The sequence below is a fragment of the Huintestinicola sp. genome (assembly GCF_051882455.1).
GTDB lineage: Bacteria > Bacillota > Clostridia > Oscillospirales > Ruminococcaceae > Huintestinicola.
Map to the genome: position 1 here is coordinate 8049 of NZ_JBJERV010000100.1, position 18456 is coordinate 26504.

16 protein-coding genes are annotated in these 18456 nt (G+C 45.0%); 10 read left to right on the forward strand and 6 right to left on the reverse strand.

Going from position 1 to position 18456, the window contains the following annotated elements; translation table 11 throughout:
• The first annotated feature begins 384 nt into the window (after window positions 1-384).
• On the forward strand, window positions 385-1812 hold the full coding sequence (locus ACI4J0_RS12585) for an alanine/glycine:cation symporter family protein (protein ID WP_439766164.1): 1428 nt from the start codon (window positions 385-387) through the stop codon (window positions 1810-1812).
• Between the two features lie 317 nt (window positions 1813-2129).
• Here ACI4J0_RS12585 and ACI4J0_RS12590 read toward each other — a convergent pair whose 3' ends face one another.
• From ACI4J0_RS12590 to ACI4J0_RS12600, 3 genes are read right to left on the reverse strand one after another with little or no spacing between them, the layout of a single operon-like run.
• Window positions 2130-2405: a hypothetical protein gene (locus tag ACI4J0_RS12590; RefSeq protein ID WP_439766165.1), complete on the reverse strand. Its 276-nt coding sequence runs from the start codon at window positions 2403-2405 to the stop codon at window positions 2130-2132.
• Window positions 2406-2418: 13 nt separating this feature from the next.
• Window positions 2419-3429, reverse strand: coding sequence for a glycoside hydrolase family 5 protein (locus tag ACI4J0_RS12595; protein WP_439766166.1), 1011 nt, complete (start codon window positions 3427-3429; stop codon window positions 2419-2421).
• A gap of 12 nt (window positions 3430-3441) precedes the next feature.
• Window positions 3442-4656: an alpha-N-arabinofuranosidase gene (locus ACI4J0_RS12600; RefSeq protein ID WP_439766167.1), complete on the reverse strand. Its 1215-nt coding sequence runs from the start codon at window positions 4654-4656 to the stop codon at window positions 3442-3444.
• A gap of 72 nt (window positions 4657-4728) precedes the next feature.
• Here ACI4J0_RS12600 and ACI4J0_RS12605 point away from each other — a divergent pair, with 72 nt between their 5' ends.
• The 9 genes from ACI4J0_RS12605 (at window position 4729) to ACI4J0_RS12645 (ending at window position 15586) form a co-directional block, all read left to right on the forward strand.
• Window positions 4729-5715: an extracellular solute-binding protein gene (locus tag ACI4J0_RS12605; protein WP_439766168.1), complete on the forward strand. Its 987-nt coding sequence runs from the start codon at window positions 4729-4731 to the stop codon at window positions 5713-5715.
• A gap of 55 nt (window positions 5716-5770) precedes the next feature.
• The gene (locus tag ACI4J0_RS12610; protein WP_439766169.1) at window positions 5771-6562 is read left to right on the forward strand and encodes a helix-turn-helix transcriptional regulator; all 792 of its coding nucleotides are present in this window, start codon (window positions 5771-5773) and stop codon (window positions 6560-6562) included.
• Between the two features lie 103 nt (window positions 6563-6665).
• On the forward strand, window positions 6666-8012 hold the full coding sequence (locus tag ACI4J0_RS12615; RefSeq protein ID WP_439766170.1) for a GH1 family beta-glucosidase: 1347 nt from the start codon (window positions 6666-6668) through the stop codon (window positions 8010-8012).
• Between the two features lie 159 nt (window positions 8013-8171).
• The gene (locus tag ACI4J0_RS12620) at window positions 8172-9125 is read left to right on the forward strand and encodes an ROK family protein (protein WP_439766171.1); all 954 of its coding nucleotides are present in this window, start codon (window positions 8172-8174) and stop codon (window positions 9123-9125) included.
• Window positions 9126-9207: 82 nt separating this feature from the next.
• Window positions 9208-9951, forward strand: a complete 744-nt coding sequence (locus ACI4J0_RS12625; protein ID WP_439766172.1) for an N-acetylmannosamine-6-phosphate 2-epimerase — start codon at window positions 9208-9210, stop codon at window positions 9949-9951.
• Between the two features lie 13 nt (window positions 9952-9964).
• On the forward strand, window positions 9965-12277 hold the full coding sequence (locus ACI4J0_RS12630) for a pyruvate formate lyase family protein (RefSeq protein WP_439766173.1): 2313 nt from the start codon (window positions 9965-9967) through the stop codon (window positions 12275-12277).
• Window positions 12274-13173 carry a glycyl-radical enzyme activating protein gene (locus ACI4J0_RS12635; protein ID WP_439766174.1) on the forward strand — a complete coding sequence of 300 codons (900 nt, stop codon included), beginning with the start codon at window positions 12274-12276 and terminating at the stop codon, window positions 13171-13173. Before ACI4J0_RS12630 ends, ACI4J0_RS12635 begins: the two co-directional genes overlap by 4 nt.
• Window position 13174: 1 nt before the next feature.
• Entirely contained in the window at window positions 13175-13300 is a 126-nt protein-coding gene (locus ACI4J0_RS12640) for a hypothetical protein (RefSeq protein WP_439766175.1), read from the forward strand.
• Between the two features lie 93 nt (window positions 13301-13393).
• Window positions 13394-15586, forward strand: a complete 2193-nt coding sequence (locus tag ACI4J0_RS12645) for a GH36-type glycosyl hydrolase domain-containing protein (RefSeq protein WP_439766176.1) — start codon at window positions 13394-13396, stop codon at window positions 15584-15586.
• Between the two features lie 39 nt (window positions 15587-15625).
• On the opposite strand, the gene ACI4J0_RS12650 is transcribed toward ACI4J0_RS12645, so the two are convergent.
• From ACI4J0_RS12650 to ACI4J0_RS12660, 3 genes are all read right to left on the reverse strand, one after another.
• Window positions 15626-16501: an AraC family transcriptional regulator gene (locus ACI4J0_RS12650; RefSeq protein WP_439766177.1), complete on the reverse strand. Its 876-nt coding sequence runs from the start codon at window positions 16499-16501 to the stop codon at window positions 15626-15628.
• A 196-nt stretch (window positions 16502-16697) separates the two neighbouring features.
• Window positions 16698-17603 carry a PfkB family carbohydrate kinase gene (locus ACI4J0_RS12655; protein ID WP_439766178.1) on the reverse strand — a complete coding sequence of 302 codons (906 nt, stop codon included), beginning with the start codon at window positions 17601-17603 and terminating at the stop codon, window positions 16698-16700.
• Between the two features lie 73 nt (window positions 17604-17676).
• Entirely contained in the window at window positions 17677-18444 is a 768-nt protein-coding gene (locus ACI4J0_RS12660) for a CPBP family intramembrane glutamic endopeptidase (RefSeq protein WP_439766179.1), read from the reverse strand.
• Between the last annotated feature and the right edge of the window lie 12 nt (window positions 18445-18456).

The following is an 18456-nucleotide window of genomic DNA, read 5'->3' on the forward strand; positions in this document are numbered from 1 at the left end:
CGAGACGTTCTGTGATTTATTCGGACATCAGACTGTCGGCTCGGTAACGATACAAATATACTGACAAACATATTCCAGGTTTGCGGGTGTCGACCCGCGGCGAGACGTTCTGTGATTTATTCGGACATCAGACTGTCGGCTCGGTAACGATACAATTACTGACAAATATATTCCAAGGTTTATTGAGCAGTTGCTGTACCTATCGGCGCGGAAACAAAGCAGCAGTTCCGTACAAATGCACAGCGCGACCTCGCCGCGGGGCGTCCCCCGCTGTTACCCGCCCGTTCCCCGCTGTTACCCGCAAATATTTATAAATATTTAATCACTTTTTGCTCAGGATATGGTAAAATAGAAATATAATTTTTATTATACGGAGCTGATTTTATGGATTTTGACAAGCTGCTCGGCAAAATTGATGATGCGGTGTGGGGCGTTCCTCTTATCGTCCTTATCCTTGCCGCAGGTCTCCTGCTCTCCATTAGAACAGGGTTTATCCAGGTCCGCCACCTGCCCAGAGCGCTCAGATATCTTTTTAAAGAGGAAGAGGGCGAGGCTCACGGCGAGGTATCGGGCTTTGCGTCTCTCTGCACAGCTCTTTCCGCCACCATCGGAACGGGAAATATCGTAGGCGTGGCAACGGCGGTAGGGATCCTTGCAGGCGGTCCGGGCGCCCTTTTCTGGATGTGGATAGCAGCATTTTTCGGAATGGCAACAAAATTTGCCGAGGGCTTTCTTGCTGTCAAATACCGTACCATCGATGAGGAAGGTCACGTTCTCGGAGGTCCCTTCTACTACATCGAAAACGGTATGGGCAAAAAATGGAAATGGCTCGCCAAGGTATTCGCATTTTTCGGTGCCTGCGTAGGTCTTATGGGAATAGGCACCTTCTCCCAGGTAAACGGAATTTCCTCGGCGGTAACGGGATTTTTTGACCCCAACTGTGAAAATACCGTAACTGTATTCGGAAATACATACTCTATTGTTACCGTTATCTCGGGCGTTATCATCGCACTGTGCGCAGGACTTGTCATCATCGGCGGAATAAAGCGCATAAGCAGCGTTTCACAGGTAATAGTTCCCTTTATGGCGATACTTTACATTCTGGCTGTCGTAACGCTCCTTATCTGCAATATCACAAAAATACCCGCAGCACTGGCAGAAATAATCCGGGGCGCTTTCGGAATAAAGCCCATTGCAGGAGGAATGCTGGCTTCAATGATGATATCTATGAGAAGCGGCGTTGCAAGAGGAATTTTCTCCAACGAGTCGGGTCTCGGCTCCGCTCCCATTGCGGCGGCTGCGGCAAAGACAAAGGAGCCTGTGAGACAGGGTCTTATCTCAATGACAGGCACATTTATCGACACCATCGTTATCTGCACAATGACAGGTCTTTCCATTGTAATGATGGGCTCCTGGGCGGACCCGAACCTCCAGGGCGTTCAGGTCACTACAGACGCATTCCGGAAGGGACTCAGCTTTCTCCCATCTCAGGCGGCTTCCTTTATCCTTATGATATGCCTTGTATTTTTCGCATTCACCACCATTCTCGGCTGGAATTACTACGGCGAGCGCTGCCTTGAGTATCTCAGCGGCAAAAGCAAGGCGGCGGTAATGATATACCGGATCCTTTACATTGCGGCAGTTTTCATCGGTCCTTATATGACTGTTTCCGCCGTATGGACTATTGCGGATATCTTCAACGGTCTTATGGCGTTCCCCAACATAATCGCTCTCTTTGCATTAAGCGGCGTTGTGGCAAAAGACACCAAGGATTACTTTGCAAGGCTCAAAAATGGCGAGATAAGCGATTAACATAAAACCTCATTTAATACTAATTCTCAATCAACCTATAGACAAATCCTCAGCTAGAATAAGCCCATTCGTTGTCAAGCTCCCTTTCAAGGCGGCAAGCCTTGCAAGGGAGCTTTCATAAACTGTGATCATTTCATCTGTCGGCTTTGTATACATAACGATTAAGCCTTATTGATTGTCTTTATGCATATCTCTGAAAGGCATAAAAAGCTTGAAAAAATGCGGGAATGATTTTTCCTTTTTTCATAACAAAGCCTCCGTTAAAATTATGATCTTGTGTCTATATTATATTGCCTTTTTGTTTTTAATTCAATGACTTAAACCACGTCTATCATTGCCTGTGTTGTTACGGGATTGCCCCAGGCGGTTTCTCCGCCCTCTGCGTCAAAGGTGTTGCCAAGATTCCAGCCTGCTCCCATTTCAGCGATAAGCTCTGTGGAGGATAAACCTCGCATTTCTCCCACCGGACGAATTTTTTCCTGCGTTTCTTCCACCGGACGAGTAGCTTCCTCAGCAGGCTCAGGTTTACTTGCACAGGCGGTCATTGAAATTGCCATAAAAGCTGCTGTAAAAAATGCAACTATCTTTTCCATATATATTTTCCTTTCAAAGAGACTGTATTATTCTGCTTATCTGCTGCGAATAGTGTTCGCCGCTTATGCCGAAGTCAATGCCTTTGTAAGTCCATGCGGCTCTTGCAATGTCATATTTTTCAAAAACGCTGTGAATATCCTCAAACCATATAGCAGTGTCGCTTATTTCGGCACGGTCGATAACACCGTATTCGCCGCAGTAAAGAGGAACATTCGCATTTGCCGCAGCTTCAACAGCTTCGGCAATGAGTTTTTCCATAAATCCTGCGCCCATTGTTTCGGTGTTATAAAGCCCCGAACCAAAGCAGCTTATTTCCTTTGAAACCTTGCGGTATTCCTCCATATTTCCCGGATATCTTATAGTTTTATCCACAAGCAGAGGCTGCCAGGGTGCAAGCTGATGAGTGAAAATAAACGGCTCATAGAAATGGAAATTATACACGATATTTTTATCCTCGGGGATATCAAGAAGTGCCAGCGTGTGAACGCTGTTCCACTGAATGCCGCCGATGATTATTTTTGTGTCGGGAGCAAAGGTCCGTATTTCGGAAATGGTTTTTGAAACAAGAGCGTTCCATCTGCTGCTGTCCTTTTCAACTATTTCATTCAGAAGCTCAAAAGCGATATTGCTTCTCTTTCCGTAGCGTGAGGCAATATTTATCCAGAGAGAAGTAAATCTTTCCTGCAGCTCGGGACTGTCAAACATAACATTGTCCTCGGGATTGTTGTTAAAGGAAAATCCCTTAGTTTTGTGCAGGTCGAGGATAAGGTTCAGCCCGTATTTTTCGCACCACTCCACACAGTCGTCTATGTGCTTATATCCATTACCCAGCGGCAGACCGTCCTCGTCCTCGATTACATTGTAGTCAATGGGCAGACGGACGTGGTCAAGCCCCCATTCGGATATTGTTTTTATATCGCTTTCGGTAATAAAGCTGCTGTAATGCTTTTCGGAATACTCTGCGCACTGTGAAAGCCAGCCGCCCAGATTTATTCCACGCATATATCCTTCAAATTTTTTCATCTGAATTCCTCCTTAAAAAGTTTTTTTCAGAATTATCATATTCCAGGAATGGGGCGCAAGAGTAATTTTTCCTCCGATATCCTTGACAACGGGAATTACATTTTCCGGCTCATCGGCAGTATTTATTGCTTTAAGGTCTCCGCCCTCAAGAGCAATGTGCTGATAAGGACGATAATGACTTTCACCCGGCATATTGATATTGAGTTCACATTCACTGTCAAGAGAACGGTTTACAACAAATAGGGCAAGCTCATTTTCGCCCTCCGATATAACGGCTGCGGAGTCGATATAGGGAATATTTTTCATATTTCCCGCATCATAGCTGCCGCACTCACAGAATGTCCTTACCGCCGTTCCTCTTCCGTGACGTGAGGTGTACATAAAGGGATAGTAAATAGTCTGCGCCCACGTTCTGCCGCCCGTTTCGGTCATAATGGGGGCAATGACATTTACAAGCTGCGCAAGGCAGGCAATTTTTACTCTGTCGCTGTTGTTGAGAAGGGTTATCATCAGGCTTCCGAGAACTACTGCGTCCTCAAGGTTATATACATCTTCAAGGAGAGGAGGAGCCACCTGCCACTTGGGTATCTCTTTATCCTGCTCATTGCTGTGGAACCAGATATTCCACTCGTCAAAGGAAAGGTTAACGGTTTTGTCCGACTTTTTCTCACGCTTGACCTCGTCGCATATCGCAGCCACCTGCTTGATGAATTTGTCCATTTCAATTGATGATGCAAGATAAGCGGCGGTATCATTGCTTGGGTTTCCGTAATAATTGTGCAGGGAGATATAGTCGATATGCTCGTAACATTCTCTGAGAACGGTTCTCTCCCATTCCATAAAGGTGGGCATATTTATATGTGCGCTTCCGCAGGCTACAAGTTCGATGGACGGGTCTGTCCATTTCATCAGCTTTGCAGTTTCACAGGCGATCCGTCCGTATTCATAGGGCGTTTTGCTGCATATCTGCCAGGGACCGTCCATTTCATTTCCGAGACACCACAGCTTTATTCCGAAGGGCTTTTCAAAGCCGTTTTTTCGGCGCATATCCGCATAATATGTATCCGTTTCGCTGTTGCAGTATTCAACAAGATTTCTCGCTTCATCTGGTCCTCTTGTTCCGAGATTTACAGCCATCATTATTTCGCTGCCCGCACGCTTTGCCCATTCCTGAAATTCGTCTATGCCCACCTCGTTCGTTTCAACAGACTGCCACGCAAGCTCCATTTTTTTAGGACGCTTTGACTTATCTCCCGTGCCGTCCTCCCAGTTGTAGCCCGATACGAAATTTCCGCCGGAATGTTCGACCCTATGGACGATTATCTTGATTTTAAGTCGGACGAGTGGTCAGAGGGTGCAAGTCAGATAAATGAAATGCACGCTGTAGGCGGAAAACACTACATTGCCTGCACCTCCACAAGCACAGGTATGGTCATGATCTACAACAAGCGTATTATCGATGAAAACGGTCTTGACGATCCTGCCGAGCTTGCTTACAACAATGAGTGGACATGGGATGCGTTCAAGGATATGTGTTTTGCTTTCTCCGATCCCGAAGAGAAAAAATATGCCGTAGGCGGCTGGTGGTATGAACCCGGCATGATACTTTCCACCGGCGTTCCCGTTATCGGAATGGAGGACGGAACGCTTGTAAATAACCTTATGAGCCCCGAGCTTGAGCGTGTTCAGAATCTGTTCCTTGAAATGAAAAATGCGGGTATAATGTATCCCTATGCGGAATATGACTGGACTGTCAAGCCTGAGTGGGTAGGCGAGGGCAAAACACTTTTCTATCCTATCGGAAGATGGGGACTTCTTGAGCCTGACCTTTCCGCATACGGCGAGTCGGACGAGATAATGTTCGTTCCCACTCCTCGTGATGAAAATGCAGATGCGTGGTATCTTACCGCTCACGGCGGCGTTGACGCATACGCACTCTGCAAGGGTTCAAAAAATCCCGAAGCTGTTGCAGCATACATCAAGTGCCTCCAGGTACAGGTAAATGATGAAAGCGTTCAGTCTATAAACGAGGAACAGCTCCGCAACGAGTATAAATGGAACGATGATATGATAGAAATGGACAGATATATCACCGAGCTTACAAATGCTCACCCCGTAGTTGACTTCTATGTCGCTGTAAATACCGATGTGACCGATATGCTTTTCAACAGCGTAAAGGATTCAAGCTATAACGGTACAGACTGGTATTCAACTCGTGAATCTCTTAATGATGCCGTGCAGACAAACATTGACGCTATGAATGAAACTCTCAAAACTTTGGGTTGATTTGTGAGGAAAAATATTATATAATAAATACATAGTATATCGGGAGGTGTGAAAATTGCATATCAATAATATCGGTTATAACCATTGCCATGACGCCGATTTTCAGATACAGCGACCCACAGGCTCGGGAGATTATCTTATGCTGCTTCTGAAAACCCCCGCAATTTTCACACTGAACGGTGAGGACATTGTAACTGAGCCAAATTCATTTATGCTCTATCGTGAAGGCACGCCTCAGTTTTACAGGGCTTACGGCGCACAGTTTTCAAACGACTGGTTCCATTTCGGCATAACGGGTGATGAAATGAGCTTTTTTGAGGCTCTGGATATTCCCTTCGACAAGGTCATGCAAATCGGAGACTTAAACGGATTGTCCCTTATCATCAAGAATATGTGCTATGAAAACTACTCGTCCAATCTGTATAAGACAGATTCGGTTGAGCTGTATATGAAGCTGTTTTTCATCAAGCTCAGCGAGAAGATACATTCTGTGGGCAATGAAAGTTCAAGCTCATATTATGATAAGATGTCCATACTTCGCTCACGAATTTACAATATGCCCTATCACGACTGGAACATTGAGGGGCTTGCCCATCAGCTTACAATGAGCAAATCCTATTTCCAGCATTTATACAAAGAAATTTTCGGCATCAGCGTTATGAACGATGTTATTCAAAGCCGCATTGAGCATTCAAAGTATCTGCTTTCCACAACGGATCTGCCTATCACTCAGATAGCCCAGATGTGCGGATACAAATGCGAGCTGCACTTTATGCGGCAGTTCAAAACGAGGATGAATATGACCCCGTCCGAATACCGTAAGCATATTGCGGACGAGAAAAAATAATTAAGTGGTTTTCTTAAATTTTTCATTTTTTTCCAATTTAAAGCCGTTCGGTGAATTTCACAGGGCGGCTTTAAAAATCTATTACAGAAAGGAATAATTTGATATGAGCTTCAGGAAAGACTTTGTGTGGGGAGCCGCAACTGCCGCCTATCAGATCGAAGGCGCATTTGACGAGGACGGCAAGGGCAGAAATATCTGGGACGAATTTACTCATACCGAGGGAAAAATCTCCGACAACAGCACGGGCGATATTGCCTGCGACCACTATCACCGCTACAAAGAAGATGTAAGACTTATGGCGGAGCTTGGAATAAAGGCATACCGCTTTTCGATCTCGTGGAGCAGAATACTTCCCGACGGTACGGGTGCGGTAAATAAGAAGGGCATCGACTTTTACAATGACCTTATAAACGAGCTTCTGAAATACGGAATAGAACCGTATGTTACGCTGTATCACTGGGATTTGCCCTATGCGCTTCATCTTAAAGGCGGCTGGCTGAACGATGATATTACCGATTATTTTGAGCAGTACACAACAATAGTTGCAGAAAACTTCGGAGACAGAGTAAAGAATTTCATCACTTTTAACGAGCCGCAGGTTTTCACAGGCTGCGGATATTTTGAAGGCTGTCACGCTCCGGGGTACAAGCTTGCGGACAAGGAGCTTCTGCGCATATGCCATAATATTTTAAAGGCTCACGGAAAAGCTGTTAGAGTGCTCAGAAGAATTGTTTCCGATGTAATGATCGGTTTTACCTCAGCCTCAAGCCCGCTTGTCCCTGTGTCGGATAATGATGTTGATGCTGCAAGAAACGCATTTTTCAGCAGCGGAAAGGGACATTTCATATTTTCCGAAGCCTTCTGGCATGACGCTGTAGTATTCGGAAAATATCCCGATGATGTGCTTAATGCTTATGGTGATGATTTCCCGAAAATAACAGAGAAAGATATGCAGCTCATTTCCGAACCCATTGATTTTATAGGACTGAATATCTACACAGGTTCTTATGTAAAAACCAATAAGGACGGCTTTGCGGAAAGGCTTCGCTGTAGCCCCGGTCACCCCCGTACCGCTATTGGCTGGGATATAATTCCCGAAACGCTTTATTGGGGAACGAAATTCTATTATGACAGATACAAACTGCCTATTTATATTACCGAGAACGGTATGTCCGCCCATGACCGTATCTCCCTTGACGGAAAGGTCCACGACCCCAACCGCATTGATTATCTTAACCGCTATCTCCTTGAGCTGAAAAAATCGGCGGAGGACGGTGCGGATATAGCGGGATATTTCCAGTGGTCGCTTATGGATAACTTTGAATGGGCAAAAGGTTACAGCGAGCGTTTCGGACTGATATATACAGATTATCCCACTCAGAAACGCATTGTAAAGGATTCGGGATACTGGTATAAAAATGTAATTGAAAATAACGGTGAAAATCTATAATCAAACAAACGGGAAGTGTATTTTTCTGCGCTTCCCGTTTTATAATTTTCTGCAAAATCTGAAAATAGTGCAAGAGTGTCTTAATAAGGATAAAGACAGCGGACATTTGGAGGTGATATAATATAGACAGTAAAAAAACAAACGCAAAGAGGTGTTGATATGAAGCATTATTTGGGAATAGACCTGGGCGGCACAAATATCGCCGCAGGAATTACCGATGAAACCGGCAGTATTACCGCAAAATATTCCGCAAAAACCAATGCGGCTCAGCCCTTTGAGGGACTTGTGAGGGACATTGCCGAAACAGCGAAAAAAGCGGTGGAGATCGCAGGCTTGGAGCTAAGTGACATAGCCGCTGTGGGACTTGGAACCCCCAGCTGTATCAATCCCCGTACAAATCTTCTTGTGAATGCAAACAACCTTAACTGGCAGAATGTTCCCCTTTATGACGAGCTGAAAAAGTATTTCGATATGCCCGTTTTTATTCAGAACGATGCCGCCTGTGCGGCGCTTGGGGAAGCGATATGCGGCGCTGCTGCCCGGTATGAAAACGCAGTAATGGTGACCCTCGGCACGGGAGTGGGCAGCGGAATTATTATGAACAAGCGGATATTTAACGGCTGCGACGATATGGGCGCAGAGATCGGTCATACAAAGCTGGTTTATGACGGACTTCCCTGCACCTGCGGACAGAAGGGCTGTTTTGAAGCATATGCTTCGGCTACTGCGCTGATAAATCAGGCGAGAAATGCAGCAAATCAAAATCCCGAAAGCGCAATGAACGAAATGTGCGGCGGCGATATGTCAAAAATGAATGCAAAAATACCCTTTGACGCAGCAAAGGCAGGCGATATAACAGCGGAAGCGGTTATAGAAAAATATATTGATTATCTTGCGGCAGGCTTGTCTTCGGCAATTGCGCTGTTTCGTCCCCAGGCAATAATAATCGGCGGCGGAGTAAGCGCAGAGGGTGATTATCTTATTAGCCCACTAAAGAAAAAGTTATTCGACTGCACATTTTCCGCAGAGCAGATAGACATTCCCGAAATTGTTACCGCAAGGCTCGGGAATGACGCAGGGATAATCGGCGCAGCAATGCTGTGCAGGGCATAATGAGGTATTAGAATATAAAAAAGCTTACATTTAAAATATTTTCGAAGTGATAATGAAAGTTTATGAAGAGGAGTAATGTACCATGAAAAAATTTGCAAAAAACGAAATACTCAATATGCTCAAAGGAGGACTTATCGTATCCTGTCAGGTGCAGCACGATGACCCCTGTTATTCGGAGGACTTTGTGCTTAAAATGGCGCAGTCCGCACAGTGGGCAGGAGCGGTCGGCATAAGAGCCAATTCTCCCGAGCAGATTAAGCTTATCAAAGAAAATGTTGATCTGCCTATGATAGGACTTTACAAGATATGGCACGATGATACCGACGTTTTCATTACACCAACCCTTGAAGCCGCAAAGCAGGTATGGGAAGCGGGAGCGGAAATAATCGCTCTTGACTGCACAGCACAGCTCACTCACGAGGGACGTCCCGCATATGAGCTTCTGCCCATTGTTAAAAAGGAGATACCCGATGCGCTTATCTTTGCCGATGTTTCAAATTATGAGGAAGCGGCAAGGGCTGTTGAAATGGGAGCAGATATTGTAGGTCCCACACTTTACGGCTATACCGAGGAAACAAAGCACATCACTTCCCCCGACCTGAGAGAATTTGCAAGAATGTGCCGTGATTTCGGAGATAAGGCGTTTATGATAATGGAGGGTCACATCTACACTCCCGAGGGCGCAGTGAAATGCCTTTATTTAGGCGCAGATGCGGTAGTTGTGGGAAGCGCCATAACACGTCCACATCTTATTGCAAAAAGATTTGTAGACCTTATTTCGGGCTTGCAGGACGATTGGAGAATCGCCGAAAAGGCTAAGCATTAACGGAGGTGCTTTTATGGTAAAATTCGATGTTGAGGGCGGTCAGAATGTTGAGGTAAGCAAGAAAATAAAGTGCGAAAAGCCTCTTGTCCGTCAGCTTGAAATTATGGAGGAGTACACCGAAACACACAAAAAATATGCGTCCGCTTCAAAGGAAAGGCGTGAGGTGGAGTGCCTTAAAGTGATATATCCCCAGATGTTCCGCTCCATCGAGGACAGCGACCTTATTGCAGGCAGACTGGATTTTCTCCCTATCGGCTTCGGAACGGTGACTTCCGTAGGCGGCGTGGGTCACTACTGTGTTTTTGCAAAGCTCAGAGCCTTTCAAAAGGAAATTGACGAGCTTGGAACTGAATATCACGAACGTGTTGAAGCACTGTACAAATACTGGCTTGACAACGACCTGAAAACGGAATACTGCCGCAGAACGCTTACCGAAACTACTGTGGGAAGATTTATCGACGTAAATTATCCCCTTATCGCAACGGCGAGATTGTCGGGAATGATGCTGGATTACCCCAAGCTGCTTGACAATGGTATTTCGGGACTGAAAAAAATAATCTCCGACAAAATGGCGTCAGACCCCGAAAACGAATTTTACATAACGAGCCTTGAATGTCTTGATATCTGTACAGCAAGCGCCGATTATCTTCGTGAGCAGGCTGAAAAGCAGCTTGCAGAGCTTCCCGATGGCAATGAAAAGCGCAGAAAAGAGCTTCGCCGTATGGCAGATGTTCTGGGAAAAATCCGCACCGCCAAGCCCGAAACCTTTCACGAAGCATTACAGCTTTTCTGGCTTTATGCGCTGCTTGCGGGCGTTATAAATTACGGCAGGCTTGACGATTTCCTCGGTCCATATCTTGCGGCAGACTTAGAAAGCGGCAGAATTACCGAGGAAGAAGCATACGACTATATCCGCTCGCTCTGGACAATGATAGAAAACCGCCGCACCACCGTAAACGGAAGAATTGTCGTGGGCGGCAAGGGCAGACAGCACCCCAAGGAAGCCGATATTTTCATGCGTATTGCGCTTAAAGTCTGCAAGGACTGTCGCTATGTTGAGCCGCAGTTCACCCTCCGCATTGATAAGGACACCACTGAGGAAACATGGCAGGCGGCGCTTGATGCAATCGGCGCAGGAGCCACATATCCCACACTTTACAATGACGAGGTAAATGTTCCTGCCGTTTCCTACGGCATGAGAGTCGATGAAGAGACTGCAAAAAGATATGTGCCCTTTGGCTGTACCGAATTTGTTCTGTGGGGTCAGAGTACGGGCACGCCGAATATCTGTATAAATCTTTTGAAGCTGCTGACTATCTATATGAATGACGGTATCGACCCCGTTGACGGACAGAATAAAACAGGGGATATCACACCTCGGAAAATGAGCGAAATAAAGACCTTTGAGGAATTTTACGAGGGTTACAAGGAACTGCTCGATTATTATATGGACCTGTCGGCGGACGCTCAGTACAGCTCATACGAAATAATGAACGAGCAGGTAAAATTCCTGTTTACAAGTATTCTCATGGACGACTGCATTGAGAGGGGAAAAGCTCTCCTTGATGGCGGTGTGAAATATCTCGGCGGCACCTGCGAGACTTACGGAAATATCAACAGCTCCGATTCCCTTTATGCCATAAAGAAGCTTGTTTTCGAGGATAAAAAGGTCACACTTACAGAGCTTTGTGCAGCTGTAAAGGCGAATTTTGAGGGATATGAGGATATCAGAAAAATGTGCCTTGACTGCGACAAATACGGCAACGATCTTGACACCGCTGACGGAATGGCGAATGACCTGTATGAGTTCGTTTCCAAGGGTATCAGAAACCAGGGAATAGAAAAGGGTATGCAGTATTTCCTTATCGTTATCAGCAACAATTCGCTGAATACCGAATGGGGAATAAAAACCGGCGCAAGCCCCGACGGAAGGCTTTCGGGAATGTATATGAATCCCGCAAACAATCCTCAGGGCGGCGCAGACAAAAACGGTCCCACCGCAATGCTCAATTCCCTTTGCAGATTTGATGCGAAATATCACGCAGGCTCGGTGCAGAATATAAAATTTTCCGCAGGAATGTTTAAGAAAAATCGCAGCATTATCGAAGCACTTTTCAAGACCTATTTCAAAAAGGGCGGCTGTCATCTGATGGTCACTGTGGTGGACAGCGGAGTTCTGGAGGATGCTGTTGTGAAACCTGAAAAATATCCCGATCTGATAGTTAGAGTAGCGGGATATTCGGCGGTGTTTGTAAATCTTGACCCCACAGTCCAGCGTGAAATTCTGAGCCGTACTTTGTATGACGAGAGGAACTCTTTAAAATGAGCGAGCTTGATATTTTTGAGATAGAACGCTTTGCAATACATGATGGTCCCGGGATACGCACAACGGTGTTTTTTCAGGGCTGTCCGCTGAGTTGCAGATGGTGTGCAAATCCCGAATCGCAAACTGTTGGAAAGCATATAATGTTTTTTTCAAAGAAATGTGTGGGCTGCGGAAAATGTACCGAGGTATGCGTAAAAAATGCCGCTTACATTGCAGACGGAAAATCTGTTATTGACAGAAGCAGATGCATTTCCTGCGGAAGCTGCGGGGAAAAATGTCCCTGCGGTGCGATAAAAATATCGGGGCAGAGGATATCAAATGATGAGCTTTTTGACATAGTTTTACGGGATAAGGATTATTACGAAACAAGCGGCGGAGGAGTTACGATCTCGGGCGGAGAGGCACTTTTGCAGATAGAAAAAATGCTGCCGTTTCTTCGTAAATGCAAAAGCGAGCATATAAGTATTGCTGTTGAGACCTGCGGATATCTGCCTGTTTCAAATGTGAAAATTGCCCTTGAATATGCGGATCTGTTCCTGTTTGATATAAAAACTCTTGACAGCAAAAAGTTCGGGGAATATACGGGCGGACTTATTGAAACGGTGCTTAGTGCCTTTGAATATCTCTGCAAAAACGCACCCGAAAAGGTCATTGTGAGAGTCCCCGTTATTCCCGAGTTTAACGATAATGAGGTGTCGGAAATTATGAAATATGCCGCAACGCATAGAGTTAAGGAGCTTCATCTGCTGCCTTATCACACTCTCGGGATATCAAAATACGAACAGCTTGGGCGGGAATATCCTTATCATATTCGTGAAAGTCTTGACCCCGACACTCTCACGCCGTATAATAAAAAGGGAGCAGAGCTGGGACTTACGGTAAAAATCGGAGGTTAAAATGATAAAAAACATTATTCTTGACATAGGCGATGTTCTGGCAAAATCAAATTATCACGAGTTTTTTCTTAACAAGGGATATGATGAAGAAACAGTACAGCGTCTTGAAAAAGCAACCTTTTTATAGTCCCGTATGGAAAGAGCTTGGCATACACGGAATTGTATTTCATAATAAAACACAGGCTGAAAATGAAATTGAAATGATACGGAGGTCGGAAAAATGAGTAATATCGGTCATTGGAGCAGTGATAAAACGGGCTTGCCCTGTTTTGAATACACGGGAACTATCCCTTACTCTGCAAAGCTTGAAAACGGCACAGACGTAAAGCTTCCCGAGGACCCGTGGTTCCTTCTGGGCAACTACCGCTTTACGCTGTTTACCCATATCAGCGGTGAATATGAGCTGATTAGCGGACAGCGTTCGTGGGCAAGAGTTAATCAGGGAAAAAAGCGCAACAGCGGTGTGAATTTATCGGAAATTACCGTTGACGGGGAAAAATATGCCCTTACTGGTATGGATTCTCTTGCGGCTGATACCGAAAAATGCAGGAGAATTTTCGGCTGCGGCTTTGCAAATTATTCCTATGAAATTGACGGAGTATCGGTGAACAGAAATCTCTCCGTAAAGCCCTCAACAGAAATTGATAACGGCGCTTCCGCATTTCTGCTTACTGTTACGGTAAAAAACAAAAGCGGCAAAAACGTGAACTGCACATACAGCGAGTATGTGGGTGCAAATTTTGAAGGGATACAGTTCCAGACTGCGCCAAAGGAATGGCTGCCTGTAAAATTTTCAAACGAGTATTCCGAGAATGCTTCGGATAACTCCGCAAGGGTCATTATTACAGCACACAGCGACGACCCGATGCTCGTTCCCGACAGAGAGTCAATGTCCAAGCACGACGCATTTCCGCCGATTTTATTTATGAAATCGCTGTCCGAAAATACGGTATTTTCGGGCGACATCAGCGGTATAAAGGCAGAAATATCCTATTCTCTTGCACCCGATGAAGAAAAGACTATTCGCATTATAATCGGTTATTCCTTTGAGTACGGCGCATCAATGCAGGATAATTTCTGCGCAGAGCTTTCCGCAGGAAAAATCGTGTCCGAGCCTGTCTGTGCATTTGCCGATGACTGGCTGAAAATTATTCCCGATTTTTCTGATGAAAAGGACGAGGCGCTCCGCAGAGAGCTTAGATGGCACGTTTATAACCTTGAATCAATGGCTACTTACAGCGAATATTACAACGAAACCAAGATACCCCAGGGCACTATTTACGATTATGACTGGGGCTGTCACGCAAGTGCCCGTGATAACTTCCAGCACGCACTTCCCCTTGTTTATTATAATCCCAAGCTTGCAAAAAGCGTTTTGAGATATATGCTCAAGCGCACCACGCCTTTCGGTGAGATACGTCTTATTGAATCGGGCAACGGTTATGCGGAAAATGAGCGTTATTTCACCAGCGATCAGCAGCTTTATTTCTTCCTGCTTTTGTCCGAGTATCTTCGGGTGACGAAAGACTATGCATTTATGAGCGAAAAGATTCAGCCCTATCCTGCGAAAAATCAGACGGAAATGACTGCCGCTGAGCTTACGGAAAAATGCTTCATTTTCCTTCGTGATACCATAGGCACGGGCGCACATGGACTTGTGAAGCTCCTCAATTCCGACTGGAACGACGCTGTTTACTATATCGAAAAGGTGCCGTACAATAACATCTTCCTGACAGGCGAATCCCATATGAATTCGGCAATGGCGATAAGCATTTTCCAGACCCTGATACCTGAGCTTAAAGAAGCCGCAAAATACTCGGGACAGCTTGACAGGCTTTGCGAGAGTATGACTTATTACCTGGATAATATTCTCCGGGCATATCTTGCTGATATGGGCGAGAGAAGCTTTCCGAGAAGGATGTATTTCAATAACAAGCCTTACGGCGATGACAATATGTTCCTTGAACCCCAGGGCTTTACATTGCAGATAAACGAGCTTTCCGAGGAGAGAAAGCGCCTGCTTTATGAGGAAATGAAAAAGCGTGTTTACAGTGGTGAAAAGCTCGGAGCAAGAGAGCAGGAAGCACCCGAATTTGAAGACGAGAACTTCGACAAGGGCTCCCGTGAAAACGGCGGATTCTGGTATGCGCTGAACGGTCCTGTTATAATCGGAGTATCGCAGTTTGACAAGGAAGAAGCGGACAGACTTCTTAAAAATATGACGCTGCAGCATTTATCGGAGGAGTTTCCGCAGTACTGGTCATCATATTGGTCTGCTGCGGATAATATCGAATCGTCCCTTATTCCCGAGGAGGGACTGCCTGATCAGTCGCTTACTTATGCAAATATTCCCGTCTACTGTGCGCATCCTCACGCATGGATACTTTACTGCTATTACAGAATAAACGAATAATACAAAAGCTGCCTGTTCATTGCGAGCAGGCAGCTTTTGTTATGTGTTGGCAGAATTTCTGTATTCGCCCGGAGTCATTCCAATATGCTTTTTAAATGTACGGTTAAAGTAAGGAACATTCTCAAATCCCGAAGCGGCGGCGATCTCTATGATACTGTCCTCCGTAGTTGCAAGCAGCAGGCAGGCGTGTTTGAGCCGCCTGCGTATGATATATTTTGACACCGAGCAGTTCATAACATTTTTGAAATAGGTGGAAAAATAATTCTGATTCATATGGACCATTTCCGCAAGTTCTTTAAGAGCAATGGTTTCCTTGAAATTTTTGTCAATGTAATTTATAGCGTCAATAATGCGGATATATTCATTCTGAAAACGCATTATCTTTTCGGAATATTTGCTTGTTTCCTCAAAGCGTCTGTACAGCAGGGCAAGCAGCTTTAAAAGCAGCGATTTAATTACAAGCTGATATCCTGTGGCTTTCTCGTTCCACTCACGCTCCATCTCAAAGATGATATCGGAAATATCCGATGAAACGGCATCTCCCGAAAGTCTGTGCTTGAAGCCGTCCTTCCACTCGTAAAACGCTTTGATATAGAGGTAGTCCATCTCCTCGTTCTGCCACACAAGCTCTGGGTCAAAAATGATGACCATAAGCTCCATATCGTCCGAAAAATTGGCGGCATAATGGTATTCATAATTGTTGATAACAAAAATATCGCTTTGATTTATAGGGTATGAGCTGTCTCCGATGTAATATGTTCCGCCCGATGAAAGAGCAAGATTTATTTCAAGGCAGTAGTGATTGTGCATATACACTTTTCCGCTTTTTACGGCTTCGGCAGAGAAGCCCTTGCCCTTAAAAACGGTAAATGGGAACTTTTTATCAAGCTTGAAAACTTCGGTTATGTATTCCATACCCTATGCCACCTCACAGACATTTCCTGAAAAACACAGTCAGCTTAGCATAATATTATCGTTTATAAAATTATATCATATCATATTTATTTTTGCAACCGAACAGATCGGTTTTAAAATCACATCAATATTTTTGTCCTCGCTAAAACTTCCTAAGTTGAAAATATTCACCGTGCGCCTGTTTTATTTTACATATTTATCTGCTTTTTATCAGTCTCTCGACCTCCGAAACAGCAGGCGGATATAGCTGCGACGGGTATCTTGAAACAGCAACGGCGGCACAGGCACTTGCAAATCTCACAAGTTCATTGTCATTCATTCCCATTGAAAGAGCGTAAGTACAGCCTGCCTTGAAGGTATCGCCTGCTCCGAGTGTGCTTTTCACATCGACCCTGAACGGTTGGAAGGTTTTAAGCTCGCCGCCCTTTCTGCCGTAAAGGAACTCTTTTCCGCCGTTTGTAATGATAGTAAGTCCATTTCCGTTTTCCTGAAATAATGGGAATATTTCTTCACGGGTCATATCAGGGTAGTCGTTATTAAGTCCTTCTCCCGATATTACCGATACAGCCGAATTTCTGTGCAGAAAGCTGTCGTATTTGCAGTCTATTGTAACATAAGGCTTGCCATGTCTTATGCAGTATTCTGCTGCAAGGTCGGAATCCTCACCGAAAAACGGATCTATTGCAGCACAATCACATTCACTGACAGCTTTTTCATCGGGCTTGTTCCAGCGCTTTATTCCGCCGCTGAATGCAGAAGAGAAGAAATGCCCGAAAGTACCCATAGGAGTGCGTGCATCGCCCGTAATAATAACATAGTCCTCGAGCCCTTCAAAGCTGTCGTCAAAGTGAAGCAGATCGCAATTGACCGATTTGTTTTTATAAAAATCCTTTATCAGCTGTGCGCTGTTCCTGCCGATATATGTGCCGTCAAGTATTACATTTGCTCCAAGCGATGAAAGCACCGTGGCACAGGTACCTGTTTCTCCGCCGGGGAAACGGCAGCTCTCCTCAATTTCCGAATACCTGTCAGGCTCCGGAAATTCCTTTAAGCGAAAGCTGTTTGAAGCAATTATCATTCCGTACAAATATATTTTTTTCATAGTTATAACGATCCTTTCGTGAGAATTCCGGTTTCCCGAAGCGCAGCTTGTATGTGATTTCGGCAATATTTTCTCAGCTCGCATTTCGGCTCTCGGTTTTTTCATCTTTCTGCACTCCCGTTTCCGAAATGCTGAAATGAATTAAACAAATAAATATAAGGATAACAATTGTCTGGAAGATGCCTAAAACAAGGTCCATCTCGCTTCCGACGGAATTTCCGATAAACGAGCAGAAATCGTGAAATGCGTGGATCATCATTCCGGGCAGTATGCTTTTTGTGAGTAAAAAGATCTGTGCAAATGCAATGCCATAGAAAAAAGCGAAGCATATCGCAAGTATGGTCCGGAGCAGGTCGGGATTTGCCATTGCCTGAAGTACATGACACGCCCCAAACAATGCGGCAGAAATTATAACAGCTTTTTTATAGCCTCCGTTTTTCCATATATTGCAGATGATCCCTCTGAAATATATTTCCTCCGATACCGCTATCGCCAGCACATAAAAAAGACAGGCAAATATATAACCAATTCCCTGTGACAGATCAATTCCGCCGATAAGTCCCGATGCTCCGATAACTGCCAAGGGTATCAGATAATACAGCTTTTTTAATGCGCCTTTTATCGGTGTTCTGAAACCCACCTCCGACAATGGCATTTTTATTATCTTAAAGAATACAAATGCAGCTGCCGCAAGCACCCATAGTACCAGTGCGGGGATCAGTCTTGCCGCCGCGCCCGTTAAGCGGAAAATAAATACAGCAGTCCCCTGAATTGAAAAGAAGATCAGCACTGTTATCATTGCCATGATGGTTATTGTTATTTTATTCCGAGTATTATCCATAGCTTTTTCTCC

Excerpts from the sequence above, each read along its gene's own strand:
- ACI4J0_RS12585 (WP_439766164.1), top strand. The coding sequence starts at position 385 with ATGGATTTTGACAAGCTGCTCGGCAAAATTGATGATGCGGTGTGGGGC.
- ACI4J0_RS12590 (WP_439766165.1), bottom strand. The coding sequence starts at position 2,405 with ATGGAAAAGATAGTTGCATTTTTTACAGCAGCTTTTATGGCAATTTCA.
- ACI4J0_RS12595 (WP_439766166.1), bottom strand. The coding sequence starts at position 3,429 with ATGAAAAAATTTGAAGGATATATGCGTGGAATAAATCTGGGCGGCTGG.
- ACI4J0_RS12600 (WP_439766167.1), bottom strand. The coding sequence starts at position 4,656 with ATGGAGCTTGCGTGGCAGTCTGTTGAAACGAACGAGGTGGGCATAGAC.
- ACI4J0_RS12605 (WP_439766168.1), top strand. The coding sequence starts at position 4,729 with ATGTTCGACCCTATGGACGATTATCTTGATTTTAAGTCGGACGAGTGG.
- ACI4J0_RS12615 (WP_439766170.1), top strand. The coding sequence starts at position 6,666 with ATGAGCTTCAGGAAAGACTTTGTGTGGGGAGCCGCAACTGCCGCCTAT.
- ACI4J0_RS12620 (WP_439766171.1), top strand. The coding sequence starts at position 8,172 with ATGAAGCATTATTTGGGAATAGACCTGGGCGGCACAAATATCGCCGCA.
- ACI4J0_RS12625 (WP_439766172.1), top strand. The coding sequence starts at position 9,208 with ATGAAAAAATTTGCAAAAAACGAAATACTCAATATGCTCAAAGGAGGA.
- ACI4J0_RS12630 (WP_439766173.1), top strand. The coding sequence starts at position 9,965 with ATGGTAAAATTCGATGTTGAGGGCGGTCAGAATGTTGAGGTAAGCAAG.
- ACI4J0_RS12635 (WP_439766174.1), top strand. The coding sequence starts at position 12,274 with ATGAGCGAGCTTGATATTTTTGAGATAGAACGCTTTGCAATACATGAT.
- ACI4J0_RS12640 (WP_439766175.1), top strand. The coding sequence starts at position 13,175 with ATGATAAAAAACATTATTCTTGACATAGGCGATGTTCTGGCAAAATCA.
- ACI4J0_RS12645 (WP_439766176.1), top strand. The coding sequence starts at position 13,394 with ATGAGTAATATCGGTCATTGGAGCAGTGATAAAACGGGCTTGCCCTGT.
- ACI4J0_RS12650 (WP_439766177.1), bottom strand. The coding sequence starts at position 16,501 with ATGGAATACATAACCGAAGTTTTCAAGCTTGATAAAAAGTTCCCATTT.
- ACI4J0_RS12655 (WP_439766178.1), bottom strand. The coding sequence starts at position 17,603 with ATGAAAAAAATATATTTGTACGGAATGATAATTGCTTCAAACAGCTTT.
- ACI4J0_RS12660 (WP_439766179.1), bottom strand. The coding sequence starts at position 18,444 with ATGGATAATACTCGGAATAAAATAACAATAACCATCATGGCAATGATA.